Raw genomic sequence first — 18,881 nt, forward strand, 5'->3', positions numbered from 1 at the left:
TGATTTATTGGCCGGGGCAACTTTCGGATTCGTCTGACTGTTTGCCCCGTGCCCAGTCGAGATTATTACGCCCGCGCAGAAAGTCTCTTCCCGGAATAACGGTTTATCCCGCTGCTGCAACTTTCTAGAATCACCCCATCTTCCCGCTTCCGCACTTTCCCTGCGGAAGACAACTCCTGACGTTGATATTGTGATTGCTCCTTCGACGTCCTTCGAGCCGCTCCCCTGGAGCGGCTTTTTTTATTCCGCGGTTTTCATCCCCGCAGGCTTTCTGAACAAAAACTGATCGATTTGTCGAACCGGTCGGTCCAAACCTTCGACGACGCGGCGATCCCGCCCGCAGCGAAGGAGGCACCTCAGATGAGCACGATGACTCTGGAAGGCTGGTGCAAGACCACTGCCGAGCAGAAACCCACCCCGCTGGAAGACATCCGCTTCTACGTCACCGACGTGGACCGCCTGCACCTGGAACAGGCCGAGGAATACCTGCAGAAGAACGACCAGAAGGAAATGATGGTCGATGCCGACATGAACACCCTGGAACTGCAGATGCCCGAGGGCTACGGCCCGCTGGCCGACTGCATGTTCCGCGTGTACCTGGGCGGCACCGAGCACCGCGGCCAGTTCCACCTGGTCGGCCATCGGGCCAGCGATGGCAGCCTGATCTACACCAATGCCGTGCTGATCGACCAACTGATCAACTGACGGCCATCGACCCTGCCGCCCACTCCGGGCGGCGGCTCCCCGTGCACGCTCGTCGCCGCCGATGCAGGCGGAGATTGTGGCGGCTCACCTGCCCGTGATTTCATAAAGCCACCTGCGTCCGCCTGCCGCATGTCGAGCGCGCGGCCAGCCCAGAGAACCCCGCCCATCCTCCGTTGAAGAAGCTGCTATCGGATGCGAACTTCCAGTGAACCTGGGGTAAAGGAGTACGGGCAATACGACAGCCTGCTGCGTCTGGCCCGCCATGCCGGTGGCGATTGCGCCGTGCTGCTCGTCGACCTGCGCGGCCATCTGCTCGGCCAGAGCGGCATCGACGATGCCGAAGCGCTGTCGCTGGCCACCCTCCTCTCCCTCGATGCCGCCACCAGCCCACTGCGCCACCACGGCCGCAGCCTGCACCTGCTGGCCAGCGAAACGCTGCGCGACGAGGAAGGATTCCCCCAGGCCCGCCTGCTGTTGCTCGACAACCGCGAGCGTCGCCTCGACGACACGCAGCAGGCCCTGCTGCAGGACGTGATCAAGCTGGGCGAAGCCCTGCTGGAACACCTGCGTGCACCGCGCCGGGAAAGCGAGCGCCGGCTGACCCTGGCGGTCACCGGCAGCGGCACCGGCATCTGGGATCGCCAGGTGCAGAGCGGCGAGATCCACTATTCCAGCGCCTGGAAATCCCTGCTTGGCTACAGCGACGACGAGGTCGGCTGGCGCATCGAGGATGCCTACACCCGAGTGCACCCCGACGACCTGGGCTACGTGCAGGCGACCATGCGTGAGCATTTCGAAGGCCGCAGCGAATCCTACGAAGTGGAGCACCGCCTGCAGCACAAGGACGGTCACTACATCTGGGTCTGCAGCCGCGGCAAGGTGGTCGAGCGCGATGCCGCCGGCAACGCCCTGCGCATGCTCGGCACCACCACCGACATCACCGCCCTGCGCCTGGCCGCCGAGCAGCTGCGTGACAGCGTGCAGTTGCTGACCGACCTGACCAATGAAATCCCCGGCATGGTCTTCCAGTTCCGCCGCCTGCCCGACGGCACCGGCACCTTCCCCTATGTCAGCGCCGGCGTGCTGGACATCTACGGCATGCGCCCGGAACAGGTGCATAACGACTCCAGCTTCCTGCGCCAGGTCATCCACCCGGAAGACCTCGCCACGTGCCTGGCCTCCCTGGAGAACTCCGCCGCCCAGATGCAGCCCTGGCGCCACGAATACCGCGTGGTGATCCCCGAGCGCGGCGTACTCTGGCGCCAGGGCAACGCGCATCCCAAGCGCCTGGATGACGGCAGCCTGATCTGGCACGGCTTCATCACCGACATCACCGAGCGCAAGCGCATCGAAGCCGAGCTGCAGCTGCTGGCGACCACCGACTACCTGACCCAGCTACCCAACCGCGGCCACTTCATGCAACTGATCGAAGCGGAGCTGGGCCGCGTACAGCGCAATGTCGAGCGCAGCGCGGCGATCCTGATGTGCGACATCGACCACTTCAAGTCGATCAACGACCGCTGGGGCCACGCCGTGGGCGACGAGGCGCTGCGCCACTTCGCCGGCATCCTCGCGCGCGCCATCCGCCGCATCGACTTCGCCGGGCGCATGGGTGGCGAGGAGTTCGCCGTGGTGCTGGGCGATGCGGATATAGCCAGCGCCGAGACCTTCGCCCAGCGCCTGCAACAGCAACTGGCCGACCAGCCGCTGATGCACGGCGGCCAGCGCATCCCGCTGACCATCAGCATTGGCGTGGCCACGCTGGCGACCGACGACAGCTCCGCCGAGGCTGCCCTCTCGCGCAGCGACAGCGCCCTGTACCGCGCCAAGCAGAACGGTCGCAACCGCGTCGAGAGCCACTGAAGGCAAACCCGCGAGGCAGAGCGCGCCGCCCGGCGCGCCTGTGGGTGATCCCGAACAGAGCCATGAAAAAATGTGCAGAATTTTTCACCATTAGCGCTGCGCGTTTTAAATAATGGACTTTTCAGCACGCTCGGTTATTTGAAAAAATCCTTTAAAAACAAGATGTTGAAATAATTGTCCGACAAGAATTCGGCCATTATTTTTGACGCCCTCTGTCGAATTTGTTTGACATATTTAACGGCTCTGGCAGGCTGGTAGGCAGGTTTCGACCGGGAATCATCGCCTTCTGTGCGCTCCCGGCAGTGCTCGAGGCCTCAGGTAGCGCTCCTTTCAGCTGCGCGCCTGCACAAAAACGATGGGCTGCAGCTCGTCCAAAGGTGACATATGTCCAACAGCAACATTGGCAACAAGAAACAGACTCTCCGTAAACCCGTCGTACTGATGTCCATGGGCAGCCAAGAGCGCAAAGGCCACGACTATCAGGTAATGACCCACAAATACATCGTGCCCCTGGTTGAACAGTCCGATTGCGTGCCGGTACTGGTTCCGACCTGCTGCGGCATCGAAGACCTCGAGCAGTACCTGGACATGGCCGACGGCGTGTACCTGACCGGCGCCGGCAGCAACATCGATCCGTCCCTGTACGGCCAGGAGAACGAAACTCCCGGCAAGGGCCAGGACAAGGACCGCGACAACTTCGACATCCCGTTGATCAAGGCCGCCATTGCCCGTGGCCTGCCGATCTTCGGCGTGTGCCGCGGCATGCAGGAAATCAACGTCGCACTGGGCGGTGATATCTACCAGAAGGTCTATGCCGAGCCCGGCTTCAATGACCATCGCGAGAACCCCGAAGACCCGGTCGATGTGCAGTACAGCCAGGTCCACGGCGTTCGCCCGATCCAGGGCAGCTGGTTGCAGAAACTGCTGGGCGACGAGATCCGCGTCAACTCGCTGCACGGCCAGGGCCTGAAGAACCTGGGCAAGGGCATCGAAGCCATCGCCCACGCCGAAGACGGCCTGGTCGAGGCGATCCACGCTCCGACCCTTTCGCCCTTCCTCTTCGCAGTGCAGTGGCACCCGGAGTGGCAAGCCGCGAAGAACCCTGACTCGGTGAAGATCTTCCAGGCGTTCGGCGATGCTTGCCGCGCCCAGGTGAAGAAGAAGCAGGCCCGCGCACTGGCTGCCTGATTCGCTTCCCGCGTCATGAAAGAGCCCGGCCTTGTGCCGGGCTTTTTCGTTTCCGCTCCTTTGCAGAAGCAGCCGTCTTCCTTCAAGAATCCGTGCTTGGGTTTTCCCCCCTCACCCCAACCCTCTCCCTCAGGGAGAGGGGGTGGATCGAGCCGGCTGACGCCACGGTTTCGTCCTACACCTAACGGTCCCCTCTCCCCCTGGGAGAGGGCTAGGGTGAGGGCCGATCTCGAGCGCCGCACTACCAGGTTGAGGCAGGCCGCTCTTTGGAAAGCCTTGCGACGGCACTCCTCGACGTCATCAGCCGCGCGAATGGCGCACCCTGCACGCCCTTGAGGACACATCCGGCTAACCTTGGCGGTCAGCGAACTCGCTTTGATGAACAAGGTGCAGCCATGAGCAACGATCTCTTCTCCCTGGCCGGCAGGACCGTGCTGGTCACCGGCGCTTCCAGCGGCATCGGCGCGCATCTGGCACGGGTGGCCGCGCAGGCCGGCGCCCGCGTGGTCCTCGCAGCCAGGCGTACCGAGCGGCTGGCGCAGCTGGCGGATGCGATCCGCGCCGAAGGTGGCCAGGCCCACGCCGTGGCGCTGGACGTGACCGACCGCGCCAGTGTCGAGGCCGCCTTCGACAGCGCCGAGGCAGCGTTCGGCGTGGTAGACGTGGTGCTCAACAATGCCGGCATCGGCAATGGCCAGCGCGCCCTGGAAGTCAGCGAGGAAGACTGGCGCCACATGCTTTCCACCAACCTCGACGGCGTCTGGCGCGTTGCCCAGTGCGCGGCGCAGCGGCTGGCCAAGGCCCGGCTCGGTGGCAGCATCGTCAACATCGCCTCGATCCTCGGCCTACGCGTGGGCGGCGGTTACAGCCATTACTGCGCGGCGAAGGCCGGCGTGGTGCAGCTGAGCAAGTCCCTGGCGCTGGAACTGGCGCGCTTCAATGTGCGAGTCAACGCCATCGCGCCGGGCTACTTCAAGACCGAAATGAACGACGCCTACTTCGACAGTGACAAGGGCCAGGCGTACATCCGCGACACCGTGCCGATGCGTCGCCTGGGCCAACTGACGGAACTGGAAGGCCCGTTCCTGCTGCTGGCCAGCGATGCCGGCGCCTTCATGACCGGCGCGGTGCTCGCGGTGGACGGCGGGCACCTGGTGAGCAGCCTCTAGAACGAACCGGCCAGGCCTCCACCCAGCGCGCCAAGCAGAACCAACGCCCAGGGCGGCAGGCGGCCGCTGAGCAGCGGCTGGAAGGCCTGCGCCGCCGGCCCGCCAAAGGAAGCCGGGCCCAAGCGCAGGAAGATCAGGAAGGCAGCCCAGAGAGAATCGCGCGACCTCGGTTCGGTCCTGGGCGGTTATCAGAGGAAGCGGATCGAACAGCCCGGCAGCTCGATGTTGCCGGGTAACTTACTCCCCCAGCTCACGAAGCCGCTGTTCGAGGAAGCGCCGTTCCGGCTCCAGCTTTGCCAGTTCCAGGGCACGTTCATAGGCTTCGCGGGCGTCCTCGCGCAGCCCCAGGCGGCGGCAGAAGTCGGCGCGGGCGGCGTGGGCGAGGTGGTAGTCGCTCAGCTCGCCGCGGGCGAGGATGGCGTCCACCTGGGCGAGCCCTGCTTCCGGGCCGTCGCGCATGGCCAGGGCCACGGCGCGGTTGAGCTCGATCACCGGCGAGGGCTGCATGGCCAGCAGCAGGTCGTAGAGGCCGACGATCTCCGCCCAGTCGGTGCTGGCCATGTCGGCAGCCGCGGCATGCACGGCGGAGATCGCCGCCTGCAGGGTGTAGGGACCGACGCGGCGGGTGGCGAGTGCGGCAGTGATCAGTTGCTGGCCCTCGTCGATCAGCGCGCGGTTCCAGCGCGAGCGGTCCTGGTTTTCCAGCAGCACCAGTTCGCCGTCTTCGGCGGTGCGCGCCTCGCGCCGAGACTCGTGCAGCAGCATCAGCGCCAGCAGGCCCATCACTTCGGATTCGGGTAGCAGTTCGAGCAGTTGCCGGCCCAGGCGGATGGCTTCGGCGGACAGGTCGGTGCGGGTCAGCGAGTCGCCGGCCGAAGCCGAATAGCCCTCGTTGAACACCAGGTAGATGACCCGCAGCACGCTGGCCAGGCGCTCGGGCAGCTCGGCGGCTTCGGGCACCTGGTAGGGAATCTGCGCGTCGCGGATCTTCGCCTTGGCGCGGACGATGCGCTGGGCGATGGTCGAGGGCGTGGCCAGGTAGGCGCGGGCGATCTCCTCGGTCTTCAGGTCGCAGACTTCGCGCAGGGTCAGCGGTACCTGCGAGTCTGCCGGCAACGCCGGGTGACAGCAGGTGAAGATCAGTCGCAGGCGGTCGTCCTCGACGCTTTCGTCGGCCAACTCCTCCACCGATTGCGCGTCGATCTCCAGCTGCTCGGCGATCTGCGTCAGCGAGGCATCGAAGCGCGAACGCCGGCGCAGGCCGTCGATGGCCTTGAAGCGCCCGGCGGAGACCAGCCAGGCGCGCGGGCTGGTCGGCACGCCGTCGCGCCGCCACTGGTCCACGGCGGCGGCAAAGGCTTCGTGCAGGGCTTCCTCGGCCAGGTCGAAATCGCCCAGCAGGCGGATCAGCGTGGCCAGCACACGGCGCGATTCGCGGCGGTAGATGGCGTCCACCACGTCACGCAGGGGCTGGTCGGCGTACTCGTGCATGGGGCCGGTGATCCTTGGCGAGGAATGGGTCTGCCTATCCTGCACGGATTCGCGCCGGGGTGGGAGGTGGTCGGACGGATGCGACGGGGGATCGTTGCGGGGTATTTCATTGGGCAGGGCCCTTGTAGGAGCGAGCTTGCTCGCGAACCTCGCCGGGTCCCATGGCATCAGGCGGTTCGCGAGCAAGCTCGCTCCTACAAGTCGAGGCCCCGGCCAGGTTTCGTGCAGAGGTCGAGGTTAGGGCTTGGCATCGAACAGAAGCTGCCCCGTCGCCGGATCGAAGGGAATCGAGAAGTGCTCGTGGGCGATCTTCCACTGCTCCGCCTCACGGCGCAGGCCGACGCTGACGCGCACCCAGGAAGCATTGTGCTGGCCCTGGTCGTCGGTGCCGCCGCAGTAGGCGAGGTAATGCCCGAAGGCGGTCTCGCCGCCGCCCTCGAAGCTCAGCTCGTGCATCTCGAAGGTGGGCTCCTTGCACATCTGCGTGCAGTCACGCCAGTGGCTGGCGTAGGCCTCGACGCCCTTGAACTGCAGTTGCTTCACCGCATCGAAGGCGAGGATGTCACGGGTGTAGTGGCGGGTGATGCCATCCACGTCGGAGGCGCGCACGGACTTCAGCCAGCTTTCCAGCAGCGCGTGCAGTTCGCTGTGGGTGGCGTTGTTCTGGGCAGCAGTCATCGGGATTTTCTCCTTGAGAGGGTCGGATCAGGAGCCGCAGCAGCTGTGCGGCTTGGCGGCGTCGTGGTAGTCGTCGTGGAAGCGCGTCCAGTTCATGCCCTTGCCCTGGTAATCGGGCATGCCGCCCCAGCCTTCGCCGCGCCCCAGAGGAGTGAGGTCCAGCAGATGGTAGGTGAACAGCGGCGCCTCCAACCCGCGACCGTAGGTCGAGTAGCTGTGGAAGATCTGGTCGCCGTCGCGCAGGAATACGCTCATGCCCGGCTGCTCGCCGCGCACGTGGTAGTCCTGGCCAAGGCGTTCCAGCTCTGCCTGGTCACGATAGTTGTATTCCACCGGGGCAACAGTCTCGTCGACGCTGACGTGGAAGTCGTAGTTGAAGTCGCTGCCGAACGACGAGTACCAGGGGAACTGCCAGCCCATGCGCGCGCGGAATGGCGCGATCTCCTCCAGCGGCGCGCGGGACACCATGGCAAAGCTGGTGCCGCGCGCATGCAGGTGCTCCAGCCGGCCGAGGTTGTCGATCAGGTAGGAGCAGCCCTCGCAGCCCAGCCCGGTGTCGCGGTGGAACATGAAGTGGTAGACGATCAACTGCGGCCGGCCCTCGAACAGATCGAGCAGGCGCAGCGGGCCGTGCGGGCCTTCGAAGCGGTAGTCCTTGTCGATGCGCACCACCGGCAGCTCGCGGCGTTGGGCGTTGAGTGCGTCGCGGGCCTTGGTGGCGGCCTTCTCCTGTTCCAGCAGGCGGATGCGTGCCTGCCGCCAGGCGGCCTGGGAGACCACTCGAGGAAAGTCCTGGTTAGCCAGTTTCATGTCGCACGCTCCTGGGGGCGTTCCCGTTGCTCGTTGGGCCGGGCGCGGCGCTTGCCGCGCAGGCGGGTGACGGCGAAGGCACTGACGCCGCCGGCGGAAAGGACGCTGGTAACCGCCAGCGTCAGGGTCGATACGCACAGAGGGCACATGGCTCACCTCCTTCGGGTTGCAGGTTGCATCAGCCCTTTTCGGCGAGTGCCTTGAGGTTGGCCAGGCCCGCCTCGAAGTCCTTGCCGACCATGCTGTCCACGTCGATGAACAGGTGCATGATCTTCGCCACGAAGGGCACCGGGCCGAACATCGCCCAGGTCACCTCGGTGCCGCCGTCGCGCGGCACCAGGGTGAACTCGGCGGTGTTGCTGGCCTTGAACGGCTTGAGGAAGTCCAGGGCGATGGTCACCCGGCTGCCGGGGTCGCTTTCGAGGATTTCCATGTGCCCGGCCCCGGCCTTGCCGTTGCCTTCCCAGGCGTACTGCGCGCCGCGGCCCTTCTCGGCACCGGAGAAGGTGCGCTGCATGGCTGGGTCGAGCTTCTCGAAGGGCGACCATTGCGGCCACAGGTGGAAGTCCTCGATGTAGCCCTGGACCTTCTCCGGCGGCGCCTGGATGCGCAGCGTGCGCTCCACGCGGAAGGTGCCCGGGCGGTTCGCCGCCAGCACCAGAACGATCACTACGGCCACTACCACCACCAAGCCAATCCACTTCAGCATCACATCCTCCTGACGTTGCTCTCTCTTGAAAAAAGAGCTCTTGAAATAAAGAGCTCTTGAAATAAAGAGCTCTTGAAGACTCGGGCCTCAGCGCCCGGCGAAGTAACGGTCCCAGTCGCGCACCGGGCGGACTTCCACGGCACCCAGGCGGCCACTGGGAATCCGCTGGGCGATCTGCAAGGCCTCGTTGAGGTCGCGGGCGTCGATCAGCACGAAGCCGCCCAGGTACTCACGGGTCTCGGCGAAGGGCCCGTCGGTGATCGACAGGCCCGCCGGGCCATGACGCAGGGTGGTGGCGGTTTCCACCGTCTCCAGCGCCTCGGACGCCAACACCCGGCCGGCGCGGCGCTGGTGCTCGTCGTTGGCGAAGCACTCGTCCATCAGGCGCCGGTATTCGGCCCCGGTCAGGCTCGACAGACGCTGGTCATCCACATAGATCAGACAGAGGTACTTCATGGCCTTCTCCCCACGCAGTGCGCTTGCAGTTACCTCATAGTCGAAGCGGCTGCGGGGAAATCGACAGGACGGGGCGAAATTTTTCGCAGAGTGCGGAGAGAGTGCGGAGAAAGACTGCTCCAGCGTATGGCCGGAGCGTCTGGCAAGCGGCTGTCAGCCGCTCGTCGGGGAGGTAGCGGCAGCAGGGGCCATTGCGGCCCCGCGGCTCATTCGTAGGTCAGCGTGAAGGTCGCCGTGGTGGAGACCAGCCCCGCGGTCATCGCTGCCGGTGTGGCGGCGGTGCGGTAATAACGCGCGGTCAGCGGGATGCTCACCGCCTGGTTGCCGCTGGTGGTGGTGGTGTGGAGGAACTTGCTCGCCAGTGGCAGGCGCGTGACGCTGCTCAGGTCGCCCATGAACAGGGTGACGCCGACGCCGGTCGCCATGCCGGTTCCGCTGGCGTTGGCGAGCACGTTGGAGGCCCCGGAGGCCAGCGTGCCATCGACCTGGTAGTTGACCTTCACCCCGCTGTCGCACAGCAGGTTGATCTTGAACGCCTTGGCCTTGTCGTTGCGCTGCGGGATGGGCGAGTCCTCGAAATCGCTTGTGTAGATGGTCGGCAGCTGCACATCGATGTTGCGGCTATCGGCATTCACCTCGCAGCCCAGGCCCGACACCTGCGAGGAGCCGGTGATCATCAGCGTGCTGATGCCCAGGTCCGCATAGGAGACGTACGACAGGCCGGGAAGGCTCACCGCGCCCGCGCTGGCATCGATGTCGTCAGTCTTCACCAGGATCACCCGCCAGTTGGTGGCCAGTGCGTAGCGCACGGGCTGGACATCCCAGTTCAGGCTGGGTAGCGGAGTGATCAGGGTGCGGTTCGGGTTGCAGTTGGCGGTGGTCTGGTTGCACCAGAACACCGACACACCGATACCCGGCACGTTGGTCTTGAACACCGAGGAGAAGCCGTTGCTGCTGTGCCCCGGCACGGCCTCGCCAATGCTGGCGGCGAGGCCGCCCTTGACGTTGCCCGTGGCGGTGCAATTGACCGTGGCACCGGTGAAGTTCTTCCAGCCGCTGTCCCACAGGACCGAGCCATTGCTGGCGTTGCGCGGGATGCTCACGCTCGCCGGCAAGGCGATGGTGCCCATCACGCTGGCGCTGCCGGCCTGGAAGGTGCAGATCGCCGCCAGCGCCGAGGGCGCGCAGAACAGGGCGAGGAGAAGGATCAGGATTCGCATGGGAGCCTCTTGGGATCAGCGCGCAGCGACCTGGGTCGGCGCAGGCGGCCGGGTGCACGCAGCCTCGGCCTTGATGAACGGGGATTCGCGCTTGCCCTCCAGCGACGGCAGGCTGTAGCGCACACGGCACTGGCGGTCGACACTGTCGCCCCAGCGCACGGTGAGTTCGCCCTGGGTTTCGGCGGCACGGAAGAACACCCGGCTGCCCTGCCCCACCAGCGTCAGGCTGTTGCCCTTGGCATCGAGCACTTCCGCACCGACGGGCAGTGCCTCGCCCTTCTCGTCGCGCAGGGTCAGCAGCACCGGCTCGCCGGTCGTCGTCGGGTACTTGAGCATCACCACCGCGCCATAACGCGGCGCGACGTTCTGCGAGGTCAGCTGCAGCTCGACGTCCTCGGCGATGCCCTTGGGGTCGAGCGCCACTTCGTTCTGCCGGTACGGCATCAGGCTCGACACCACGCCATAGCCGCGGCCATCGACTTCGGCGCCGCTGCTGTTGAACAGGCGTGCGCCCTCGGCACCCTTGGCCTCCACGATGGCGCGAGTTTCGCCCTGGGACTGGCTGAAGGTGATGCCGCCCGGATGCGCCACGACGCTGCCTGACAGCCCCAGGCCGACCTGGCGGAAGCCGTCGCCTTCGCTGTAGCTGCCCGAGACGTTGGTGCTGGCCGCGCGGTACTGGGCATTGGCGCCGCCGGCGCTGCTGGTGTCGCCATCGATACGCGAGCGCGAGCCATAGACGCCGTAGTTGAACTGGTTCTCTTCACCTGCCGCGCCGGAGAGGCTGAGCTGGCTGTTGACGTCGCCCTTGTCCGACCAGGTCGTCGAGCTGCTCAGGTACGGCGCATGGCTGGAGCGGCCCAGCGGCAGCGACAGGCTGAGCATGTACTGGGTATCGGTATCGCCACGGTCCATCTGCGTGCGCGCCGCGGACAGGCTCAGGCTGCCCCAGCGGTAGCTGTTGGAATAGCCGGCCTGGTAGCTGGTGTCGCTGGACTTGCCGGTCTGCCAGTAGTTCTGCGACGAGCCGCTGAAGAACAGGCTGCCGTAGCCATCGGCCAGCGGCTGGTTGACGTTGAGCTGCAGGCGGTTGCGCTGGCGATACGGAGCGTTGGCACTGGAATCCTGCGCCTGGGCGTAGTCGCCGAAGCTCAGGTAGCCGTCGCTGGAGAAGCGATAGGCCGCCACCACGAAGTTGGTGCGGGTGGATTCCAGCAGCTTGCTGTAGCTCAACCGATAGCTCTGGCCGCTGGCCGAGCTGCCCAGGCCGTCGCGCGCCTCCAGGCCCGAGGCACTGGAATGCGTGCCGTCGAGGGCGAAGGCGCCCACCGGAGTGCTCAGCGCCAGGCCGCCCTGCACCGCCAGGTACTGGTCGGCGATGATGCCGCCGGTGTAGGCGGTCCATTGGTTGGAGATGCCGCGTTGGTAAGTGCCCTGGACGAAGTTCGGCTCATCGGCGAGGCGATCGTCGCGGTACTTGCCGGCGGTGACGCTGTAGCGTGAAGTGCCGGGGCGCAGCAGCTGCGCCACCGAGGCGAAGGGCACGGTGAAGCTGCGGGCACGGCCGTCGGCTTCGGTCACCGTCACTTCCAGATCGCCGGAGTAGCCGGTGTTGTAGAGGTCGTCGATGACGAACGGCCCCGGCGCCACGGTGGTTTCGTAGAGCAGGTTGCCGCCCTGGCGCACGCTGACCCGCGCGTTGCTTTCCGCGGTGCCACGGATGGCCGGGGCGAAGCCGCGCTGGGAGTCCGGCAGCATGCGGTCGTCGGAAGCGAGCTGGACACCGGTGTAGGGCACGCTGTCGAACAGCTCCGACGGGGTGTAATACTCGCCCAGGGTCAGCTGCGACTTGAGGCCGGTGAGGTCGCGCTGGGCGTAGCTGCTCACCGAGTCGTACTTGCTGGTGCTCGGGCCGCTGCCGCTGCTGCGGCTGTAGCTGCCGTTGTGGCGCAGGCGCCAGTCGCCCAGGTTCACGCCGCCGCTGAGGCCCACGTAGTACTGGGTGCTGTCCTGCCCGCCATTGTCGTTACGGAAGGCGTTGGCGTTGTAGTCGATGAACGCCGCGTTGACGCCGCGATCCCAGTCGCGCGGATCGACATAGCCGCGCGCGGTGCGGTTGAGGTACGCCTGGGGCACGCTGAGGTCCAGGCGTAGGCCGGCCAGGTCGAGGTCGGCACGGGCGTCGGGTACCTGGCGGGCGATATCGATGCAGTCTTCGTCCAGCGCTGCCGGCGACAGGCGCGCAATGTCCAGTCCGAGGCTGGCCAGCTGGTTGCGCTGGAAGCAGTAACTCGGTGCCTGCCCGGCGTTGTCCTTGACGCGGACATCCTGGCGGCCGATCCAGTTCTGGTTGACGTAGACGTCCAGCCGGTAGCTGCCCGGAGTCACCGGGTTGCCGCGCTCGAAGCGCGAGATATCCACCTGGCGGCCAGCGCCGCCCTGGATGAAGTCGGGGTTGAACGACGCCTGCAGCGCATCGGTCTGCGCGGCCTGGCTCACACCGCCGGCCAGGGTGGCACCCACGGTGCCGGCCAGCAGAAGGCGAAAGGCATGCGGCGGCCCACCAGCACTGGGCCGGGGCGAACGGATCGAAGTCATGGAGAGTCCTGGAGCGGTGGGGGATCGGGCGCGCGTCCTGCGCGCCTTGGGCGGGTCAGCGCAGGTTGACGGTCTGTTCCGGAGCGGCGCCGAAGTCGCTCATCCAGCGAAAGCGCACCTGGCCATCGCTGCCGCCGCTGTAGCCGGGCAGCGGAAAATCACGCTGGGCGAACGGCGCGATCATCCCGCCGCCGGTGTCGGTGCTGCGCGCGCCGTGCTCGACGGCCAGCGAACTGAACGACAGGTGATAGGGGCTCGGGTTCTCGCCGCGCAGCACGTAGCCTGCGCCCTGGCGCTCGACCTTCCACTTCACCTGGCCGATGGCCGTGGGCAGGTCGCCGGGCAGGCCGCTGGGGCGGTAGAACAGTTTCAGCCGCGAGCGCACGGCAATCTGCATCAGGTTGCCGTCGGCGTTCTGCGGCAGCGGGGGAATTTCCAGGGCGTTGAACCAGAACAGGCTTTCGCGATCCTGCGGCAGCGTCTCGCCGGTGAAGGCCAGGCGTACGCTCTGCCCCTTCTGCGGGTCGAGGCGGAAGATCGGCGGGGTCGCCAGGAACGGCGCATCGGCGTCCTGGGGCTTGCTCTGGGCATCACCGCGGTCGACCCAGATCTGCATCAGGACCGGGGCGTCGCCCTTGTTGGTGAGCTTTACGGTGACTTCGCGTTCCTTCGCGGGGTAGACGATTCGCGTCCCGTCGATCAGCACGCCAGCCTGGACGGCGGATGCAGCGGTGGACAGGGCGAAGGCGCCGAGCAGCACGGCAAACAGCTTGTGCAGCCTGGGAGTGGGAACGGCCAGCATCACAATTACCTCATCGTGGCCCGGAGCTTGCGCCCCGGGCCTGGTGGATCACTCGTAGGTCAGCTGGTAGTTCGCCATGGCGGCGACATCACCGGCGCCAGCGCTGCCGGCCTGGGAGTAGTACTGGGCGTAGTACTGCAGGGTGACCGGGTTGCTGCCGCTGACGGTCACGGCACGGGCCTGCTGGCTGGTGGCGTCGTCGGTGTTGACGTTGATGACGGCCTGGTTCTGGTCGAGCAGCTGCACCTGCACGTTGCTGGCGCCACCGGAGACGGAGTTCTTCAGGTTGCCGTAGGTGTCGACGTTGCTGTCCGGAACGAAGGCCGCGGAGACCTTCACGCCATCGGCGCAACCGGTCACCTGCATGGTGAAACCGGTACGGCCGGCGGTGGCCTGTGCGGCAGCCAGGCTGTCCTTGTCGACGGTCGGCAGGCGCACGTCGATGTTGGTGGCGGAGGAGTCGAGCACGCAGCTGGTTTCGGTGACCTTGCCGGTGATGTTGATCACGCCGGTCTGCGGGGCAGCGGCGAAGGCGTGAGAGGAGATGGCGGCGCCTGCCAGGCAGATCACAGCGGCATGCAGTTTGGCTTTCATCGGTAGTACTCCAGAGTTCGAGGTTCGTGGGGCTCGCGGTCTTGCGACCAATCCCTTGCCCATCGCCGAAGGGCCGACGCCAACAGGGCGGCGGTGGTGGATTCAGCGGGGCGAACTTTGACCTGGATCACACAAAGGCTGAATGAGACAAATCCTAAAGCGGAGCGCGGTTAAGGGGCTGGATGTCGCAGGCGGCGGGCGATGCGTGGATGTCGCACCCTCTGAGCCGCGGGGCGCATGGTTCGAAATGAGGGGGCCGCCGGGTGCCATTCGGCGGATAACGCTGTGGCGTTATCCGCCCTACCCGAGCCTGTCAGGGGGCGCGCCGCAGGATGGCGTGGAGCGCAGCGATACCCATCGATACGCGGGCACCGATAGCATGGGTATCGCAAGCTCCAGCCATCCTTCCCAGAGGCTTCCCTGCCACTGCAGCAGGGGGCGGTTCGCGAGCAAGCTCGCTCCTACAGCCCAGCCCAGGCACCGGAGCGCTTTTCGTAGGAGCGGACCTTGTCCGCGATCCGGCCGCCAGGCCGGGGCCTTGCCTCGCCCATTGTCCCGGCTGCGCCGGGATTTCGCGGAGAAGCTCCGCTCCTACAGGGGAGACCTCGGCCGAAGCGTTACTGGAACAGGTTCGCCTTCACGCAGAACGTCAGCAGCGCCTGATCGGTGTCCACGTCCAGCTTGCGCATGGCAGAGATTTTCTGCGCACTGACGGTCTTCACGCTGCGATTGAGCTGCAAGGCGATATCCCGCACGCTCAGCCCCGAGACGAAGTGGCGCAGCACCTCGTATTCCTTCACCGACAGGCTGGAAATACGCCCTTCCACGTCGTCGCGGCTGGCCAGCACGCTGTTTCCCGACTGCATGCCGGGGCCGCGGTAGATGCGGTCCTGGGACAGCGCCTTGAGCGCCACCAGGATCTCGTTGAGGTCGCCGTTCTTCAGGATCACCCCCGACACGCCCAGGTCGTAGAGGCTGGAGAGGATCAGCGGATTGGACAGCATGGTAAGGATCAGGATGCGCGTGTCGGGAAAGTTGCGCAGCAAGTACTCGATCAGCTTGATGCCGTCGCCGTAGGTCTGGTCGCCGGGCATGTTGTAGTCGGTGATGACGATGGCCGGGCGCTGCTCGCGATACAGCGCGACCAGTTCGCTGGAGTTGTGCGCCTCGCCGACTACCTCGAAGCGCTCGTCCCTTTCGATCATTTCACGGACGCCCATCAGCACGATGGGGTGATCGTCCGCTACTACCACTCTGACTTTTTCCATGAGTTCTTCTTGAGTCCCAACAATTGCCATCGTTGGCCGGCCCGGTGGGCACGGCCATCCCCTGTAGCGTAGCTGCTGATCGTCCGGCGGCGCTCAGAGGCCGGCCAGGGCGCCTTCGATGCGTTCCAGCAGGGCATGCACCGCGCCGCTCAGCTCAGGCCCGGCCGGCTGTGCGATCAGGGCCTCCTCCACCGCGCCGCAAGCGTCGCTCAGGCCGTGGGCCTGGACGACCGCGAGGGCGCCGCGCAGGCGATGCACCTGCTGGCGAACGGTGGCCAGGTCGTTCTCGGCGAGGGCGTCGCGCACTCCCTGCATGTCCTGCTGCATGGTGCGCACGAACAGCTCACGCATCTTCTCCGAGACCACTATGCGCTCCTCGGCCTGAACCTGGCTTGGTTCATCGGCCTGTGGCGCGAGGCTATCCAGGTGCCCGCAGACCTTGCGCAGGCCGTCGTGCAGGGTGCGCAGGCTCATCGGCTTGACCAGCCAGGCATTCATGCCGACCGCCATGCAGCGCTCGCCTTCCTCGCGCAGGGCATTGGCGGTGACACCGATGATCGGCAGCCAGCTGTCGTGCCGACGCAGTTCGCCGACCAGTTCGTAGCCGTTCATTACCGGCATGTTCACATCGGTGAGCAGCGCGTCGAAGGCGCCTGGTGCCCAGCGTTGCAGCGCCTCGCGGCCGTTGCCGGTAAGGGTGACGCGACAGCCGAGCTCCTCCAGCTGTTCCTTGAGCAGGGCCTGGTTGATCGGGTTGTCCTCGGCCACCAGCACCCGCAGGCCGAGCTTGCCCAGGCGCGCGACCTGCGCCGGCTGACGGCTGTCGCCGCTGTCGCCGCGCTGCGCCAGGCGCAAGGCCTGGGCGATGCCATCCAGGTGGTACAGGCTGACTTGCCAACCGTTGGGCGCCACCTGCGGTTGCAGCCCGGACTTGGCCAGGGCGCAGACGCGCGGGCCGTTCCACAACGGCTCGGCGCCGCCCGCATCGAGCAGGTCGAGCAGTACCGCACCGGCCGGCGCCTGGGGCGGCAGTTCATCCTGTACCAGGGCCTCGCCGCCCCAGCTTTCGACCCAGGCCGCCAGGCTCTGCGCCAGCTCGCGCACCGGCGCGCGGACATACACAGGGTCGTGACGCAGCGCGGTGCCAGGAGTCTCGCCGCGGGCCTTCTCCAGCACCGGCAACGCCAGGGTGAAGGTGAAGCTGCTGCCCAGGCCGGTCTCGCTGACCACCCGCAGCTGGCCACCCATCAGCTCGCTCAGGCGTGCACAGATCGACAGCCCCAGGCCGGTGCCACTGATCGTGTGCTCATGGCCATGGGCCTGGTAGAAGGGTTCGAACAGGCGCGCCTGCTGCGCGTCGGACATGCCGATCCCGGTATCGGTGACCTGCCATTGCAGGGCCATTTCCCCCGCCTCGCTGGCCACCACGCGCAGGCGCAGCACCACGCGGCCGATATCGGTGAACTTCAGGGCGTTGCTCAGCAAATTGTTGAGAATCTGCCGGATGCGCACCGCATCGCCACGCACCAGGGCCGGCACGTCGGCATCGATGCAGGCGTAGAGCTGCAGCTCCTTGCCCTCGGCCACCCCGGCATAACCGGCCACGGCGTTCTCGGCCAGCTCCAGCGGGTCGAACTCGCTCACCTCCAGGGCCATCTGCCCGGCCTCGATCTTCGACACGTCGAGGATGTCGCTGATCAATTGCAGCAAGGTCGATGAGGAGCGCTGGATGGTGTCCAGGTAGTCACGCTGGTGCTGGGTCAGCTCGGTCAGGCCGAGCAGTTCCAGGGTGCCCAGCACACCATACAGCGGCGTGCGGATTTCATGGCTCATGGTGGCAAGGAACACCGACTTGGCCTCGCTGGCGGCGTCCGCCGAGAGCTTGGCCTCGGCCAGCATCTGCTGTGCCTGGCGGTGCGCGCTGATGTCGTTGAAGGCACAGAGCACCACGTTCTCACCGTGGTAGCGGGTGGGAGCGAAACTGGCGTGCAGGGCGCGCCCTTCCACCTCGAACACCAGTTCGCCGCTGAACTGGTCCAGGCGCTTGCCCAGATCCCAGTCGCGGCTGATACGGGTGATCGCCTCGGCATCGCCCAGCCATTGCTCGGCCAGGCGGTTCTGCATCACCACCTGGTGGCTGCCATGGCGCAGTACGCATAGCGCCACTGGCGCGGTCTGGATCACCGCGCGGCTGAAGGCGTCGCTCTCGACGATCTCCAGGTGCGCCTGTCGTGCCGGCAGGATCACCCGCCGCGAGTACCAGCGGATCGCCAGCCAACCGCCGGCCAGGCTGCCGAGGATCAGTGCCAGGCCACCGAGGAACTGCCATTTGGCGTAGCGGAAGAAACTTGCGTAGCTCAGGCGATAGAGCGCGGTCCAGCCACCGGCGAACTCGCTGCGCACCTTGAACACCAGGCCGTCGCTGCTGATGTTCAGACCGTCTGCGAAGTCCTTCGAGGCACCCAGCGTATCGATCAGTACGTTGCCCCGTGGCGAGATCAATTCCAGCTCGTCGAACACCGGGCGTTCGAGCACCTGTTCCAGGTCATTGATGCGCTCCAGGTCCAGCAGCGATACGGCGATCACCCGGCGGTCGAGGTCGGACTCCCACCACAACGCATCGGGCAGGTCGAGGCTGATGTAGGCCAGCAGCTGGCGACCGCTGTTGCCGGTGAAGTGCTGCGCCTGCGCCCAGTGCACCTGCGCGTCGCTACGCTGCGGCGCACGCGCCTCCAGGGCCTGGCGTACTTCCTCGACCACCGGCAGGTAGCTGCGCCGGGTCAGCGGACGCTGTTCGCGGAAGTTGCCGATCGCCGGGACCGCCAGGCTGGTGCTGCCGTGCAGGTCGAGGACCATGACCTGCGGCGACGGGTAGGACGAGGTGCTCCAGTAGCTGCTGTAGAAGTTGGCCAGCATCACTCCGAAGGAAAAGGTGCCGGGCCGTTTCTGCTGGTCGATGGAGCGCACCTGCTGGGCCAGGGTGAAGGGCAAGGCGAAGGAGAACTCGCGGCCTTCGTGGATCTCCATGCCGCCCTCGCGCATCACCAGGCGCCGCTGCAGGGGAATCACATTGAGGTCCTGGCGCTGGGTGGATTCGTCGCTCTGCAGGGCGATGCGATTGAGGAACGCCTCGTGCTCGTGGATATCGCCCACCAGCCGGCTGAAGTGGAAGTGCACCTTGTCGCGCTCCTCCTGCACCAGCCGGCCCAGCGCCCACCAGCAGGCGCCCACCAGCATCAGGGCGAGGGCAACCGCGCACAGCAGCACGACGTTCAGGCGCAGCGAGGTGCTGGCCAGTTTGCGGATCGAGCCGTTTTCAGCTTCCTTCAT

General features: G+C 66.2%; 16 protein-coding genes. 4 read left to right on the top strand and 12 right to left on the bottom strand.

The features are described 5' to 3' along the window. Positions 1-360: 360 nt before the first annotated feature. The 4 genes from QO207_RS22195 to QO207_RS22210 all read left to right on the top strand — a co-directional run bounded on the left by QO207_RS22195 (position 361) and on the right by QO207_RS22210 (position 4,925). A complete protein-coding gene (locus tag QO207_RS22195) occupies positions 361-705 on the top strand; it encodes a hypothetical protein (RefSeq protein ID WP_301534455.1) in 345 nt (114 codons plus the stop codon). 192 nt (positions 706-897) lie between these two features. Then, a complete protein-coding gene (locus tag QO207_RS22200) occupies positions 898-2,568 on the top strand; it encodes a sensor domain-containing diguanylate cyclase (protein WP_301534456.1) in 1,671 nt (556 codons plus the stop codon). Positions 2,569-2,952: 384 nt separating this feature from the next. Further along, complete coding sequence (locus QO207_RS22205) at positions 2,953-3,756, top strand: gamma-glutamyl-gamma-aminobutyrate hydrolase family protein (protein ID WP_301534457.1); 804 nt, start codon at positions 2,953-2,955, stop codon at positions 3,754-3,756. Between the two features lie 395 nt (positions 3,757-4,151). Continuing rightward, positions 4,152-4,925 carry an SDR family NAD(P)-dependent oxidoreductase gene (locus tag QO207_RS22210; protein ID WP_301534458.1) on the top strand — a complete coding sequence of 258 codons (774 nt, stop codon included), beginning with the start codon at positions 4,152-4,154 and terminating at the stop codon, positions 4,923-4,925. A gap of 237 nt (positions 4,926-5,162) precedes the next feature. On the opposite strand, the gene QO207_RS22215 is transcribed toward QO207_RS22210, so the two are convergent. The 12 genes from QO207_RS22215 to QO207_RS22270 form a co-directional block, all read right to left on the bottom strand. Further along, positions 5,163-6,416 carry an RNA polymerase sigma factor gene (locus tag QO207_RS22215; protein WP_301534459.1) on the bottom strand — a complete coding sequence of 418 codons (1,254 nt, stop codon included), beginning with the start codon at positions 6,414-6,416 and terminating at the stop codon, positions 5,163-5,165. 237 nt (positions 6,417-6,653) lie between these two features. Further along, positions 6,654-7,094 carry a nuclear transport factor 2 family protein gene (locus QO207_RS22220; RefSeq protein WP_301534460.1) on the bottom strand — a complete coding sequence of 147 codons (441 nt, stop codon included), beginning with the start codon at positions 7,092-7,094 and terminating at the stop codon, positions 6,654-6,656. A 27-nt stretch (positions 7,095-7,121) separates the two neighbouring features. Next, positions 7,122-7,904, bottom strand: coding sequence for a DUF899 domain-containing protein (locus QO207_RS22225; RefSeq protein ID WP_301534461.1), 783 nt, complete (start codon positions 7,902-7,904; stop codon positions 7,122-7,124). Next, positions 7,901-8,053 carry a hypothetical protein gene (locus QO207_RS22230; protein ID WP_167523265.1) on the bottom strand — a complete coding sequence of 51 codons (153 nt, stop codon included), beginning with the start codon at positions 8,051-8,053 and terminating at the stop codon, positions 7,901-7,903. Before QO207_RS22230 ends, QO207_RS22225 begins: the two co-directional genes overlap by 4 nt. Before the next feature lie 29 nt (positions 8,054-8,082). Continuing rightward, the gene (locus QO207_RS22235; protein ID WP_301534462.1) at positions 8,083-8,613 is read right to left on the bottom strand and encodes an SRPBCC family protein; all 531 of its coding nucleotides are present in this window, start codon (positions 8,611-8,613) and stop codon (positions 8,083-8,085) included. A gap of 87 nt (positions 8,614-8,700) precedes the next feature. Further along, positions 8,701-9,069 carry a YciI family protein gene (locus QO207_RS22240; RefSeq protein ID WP_301534463.1) on the bottom strand — a complete coding sequence of 123 codons (369 nt, stop codon included), beginning with the start codon at positions 9,067-9,069 and terminating at the stop codon, positions 8,701-8,703. A gap of 206 nt (positions 9,070-9,275) precedes the next feature. Then, positions 9,276-10,289, bottom strand: a complete 1,014-nt coding sequence (locus QO207_RS22245; protein WP_301534464.1) for a fimbrial protein — start codon at positions 10,287-10,289, stop codon at positions 9,276-9,278. Positions 10,290-10,304: 15 nt separating this feature from the next. Further along, positions 10,305-12,887 (bottom strand): fimbria/pilus outer membrane usher protein, encoded by a 2,583-nt coding sequence (locus tag QO207_RS22250; RefSeq protein ID WP_301534465.1) that lies wholly within the window; start codon positions 12,885-12,887, stop codon positions 10,305-10,307. A 55-nt stretch (positions 12,888-12,942) separates the two neighbouring features. After that, a complete protein-coding gene (locus QO207_RS22255; protein WP_301534466.1) occupies positions 12,943-13,689 on the bottom strand; it encodes a molecular chaperone in 747 nt (248 codons plus the stop codon). A 48-nt stretch (positions 13,690-13,737) separates the two neighbouring features. Continuing rightward, on the bottom strand, positions 13,738-14,283 hold the full coding sequence (locus tag QO207_RS22260) for a fimbrial protein (RefSeq protein ID WP_301534467.1): 546 nt from the start codon (positions 14,281-14,283) through the stop codon (positions 13,738-13,740). Between the two features lie 617 nt (positions 14,284-14,900). After that, positions 14,901-15,551 (bottom strand): response regulator, encoded by a 651-nt coding sequence (locus QO207_RS22265; protein ID WP_301534468.1) that lies wholly within the window; start codon positions 15,549-15,551, stop codon positions 14,901-14,903. 93 nt (positions 15,552-15,644) lie between these two features. Continuing rightward, on the bottom strand, positions 15,645-18,881 hold the full coding sequence (locus tag QO207_RS22270) for a hybrid sensor histidine kinase/response regulator (protein ID WP_301534469.1): 3,237 nt from the start codon (positions 18,879-18,881) through the stop codon (positions 15,645-15,647).

This window comes from Pseudomonas sp. CAN1 (genome assembly GCF_030462585.1).
GTDB lineage: Bacteria > Pseudomonadota > Gammaproteobacteria > Pseudomonadales > Pseudomonadaceae > Pseudomonas.

What these genes read in the sequence shown, in the direction of transcription:
- QO207_RS22245 (WP_301534464.1), bottom strand. Translation starts at nt 10,289, where the DNA reads ATGCGAATCCTGATCCTTCTCCTCGCCCTGTTCTGCGCGCCCTCGGCG.
- QO207_RS22195 (WP_301534455.1), top strand. Translation starts at nt 361, where the DNA reads ATGAGCACGATGACTCTGGAAGGCTGGTGCAAGACCACTGCCGAGCAG.
- QO207_RS22200 (WP_301534456.1), top strand. Translation starts at nt 898, where the DNA reads ATGCGAACTTCCAGTGAACCTGGGGTAAAGGAGTACGGGCAATACGAC.
- QO207_RS22255 (WP_301534466.1), bottom strand. Translation starts at nt 13,689, where the DNA reads ATGCTGGCCGTTCCCACTCCCAGGCTGCACAAGCTGTTTGCCGTGCTG.
- QO207_RS22250 (WP_301534465.1), bottom strand. Translation starts at nt 12,887, where the DNA reads ATGACTTCGATCCGTTCGCCCCGGCCCAGTGCTGGTGGGCCGCCGCAT.
- QO207_RS22235 (WP_301534462.1), bottom strand. Translation starts at nt 8,613, where the DNA reads ATGCTGAAGTGGATTGGCTTGGTGGTGGTAGTGGCCGTAGTGATCGTT.
- QO207_RS22270 (WP_301534469.1), bottom strand. Translation starts at nt 18,881, where the DNA reads ATGAAGGAAGCTGAAAACGGCTCGATCCGCAAACTGGCCAGCACCTCG.
- QO207_RS22220 (WP_301534460.1), bottom strand. Translation starts at nt 7,094, where the DNA reads ATGACTGCTGCCCAGAACAACGCCACCCACAGCGAACTGCACGCGCTG.
- QO207_RS22265 (WP_301534468.1), bottom strand. Translation starts at nt 15,551, where the DNA reads ATGGAAAAAGTCAGAGTGGTAGTAGCGGACGATCACCCCATCGTGCTG.
- QO207_RS22210 (WP_301534458.1), top strand. Translation starts at nt 4,152, where the DNA reads ATGAGCAACGATCTCTTCTCCCTGGCCGGCAGGACCGTGCTGGTCACC.
- QO207_RS22230 (WP_167523265.1), bottom strand. Translation starts at nt 8,053, where the DNA reads ATGTGCCCTCTGTGCGTATCGACCCTGACGCTGGCGGTTACCAGCGTC.
- QO207_RS22205 (WP_301534457.1), top strand. Translation starts at nt 2,953, where the DNA reads ATGTCCAACAGCAACATTGGCAACAAGAAACAGACTCTCCGTAAACCC.
- QO207_RS22260 (WP_301534467.1), bottom strand. Translation starts at nt 14,283, where the DNA reads ATGAAAGCCAAACTGCATGCCGCTGTGATCTGCCTGGCAGGCGCCGCC.
- QO207_RS22215 (WP_301534459.1), bottom strand. Translation starts at nt 6,416, where the DNA reads ATGCACGAGTACGCCGACCAGCCCCTGCGTGACGTGGTGGACGCCATC.
- QO207_RS22225 (WP_301534461.1), bottom strand. Translation starts at nt 7,904, where the DNA reads ATGAAACTGGCTAACCAGGACTTTCCTCGAGTGGTCTCCCAGGCCGCC.
- QO207_RS22240 (WP_301534463.1), bottom strand. Translation starts at nt 9,069, where the DNA reads ATGAAGTACCTCTGTCTGATCTATGTGGATGACCAGCGTCTGTCGAGC.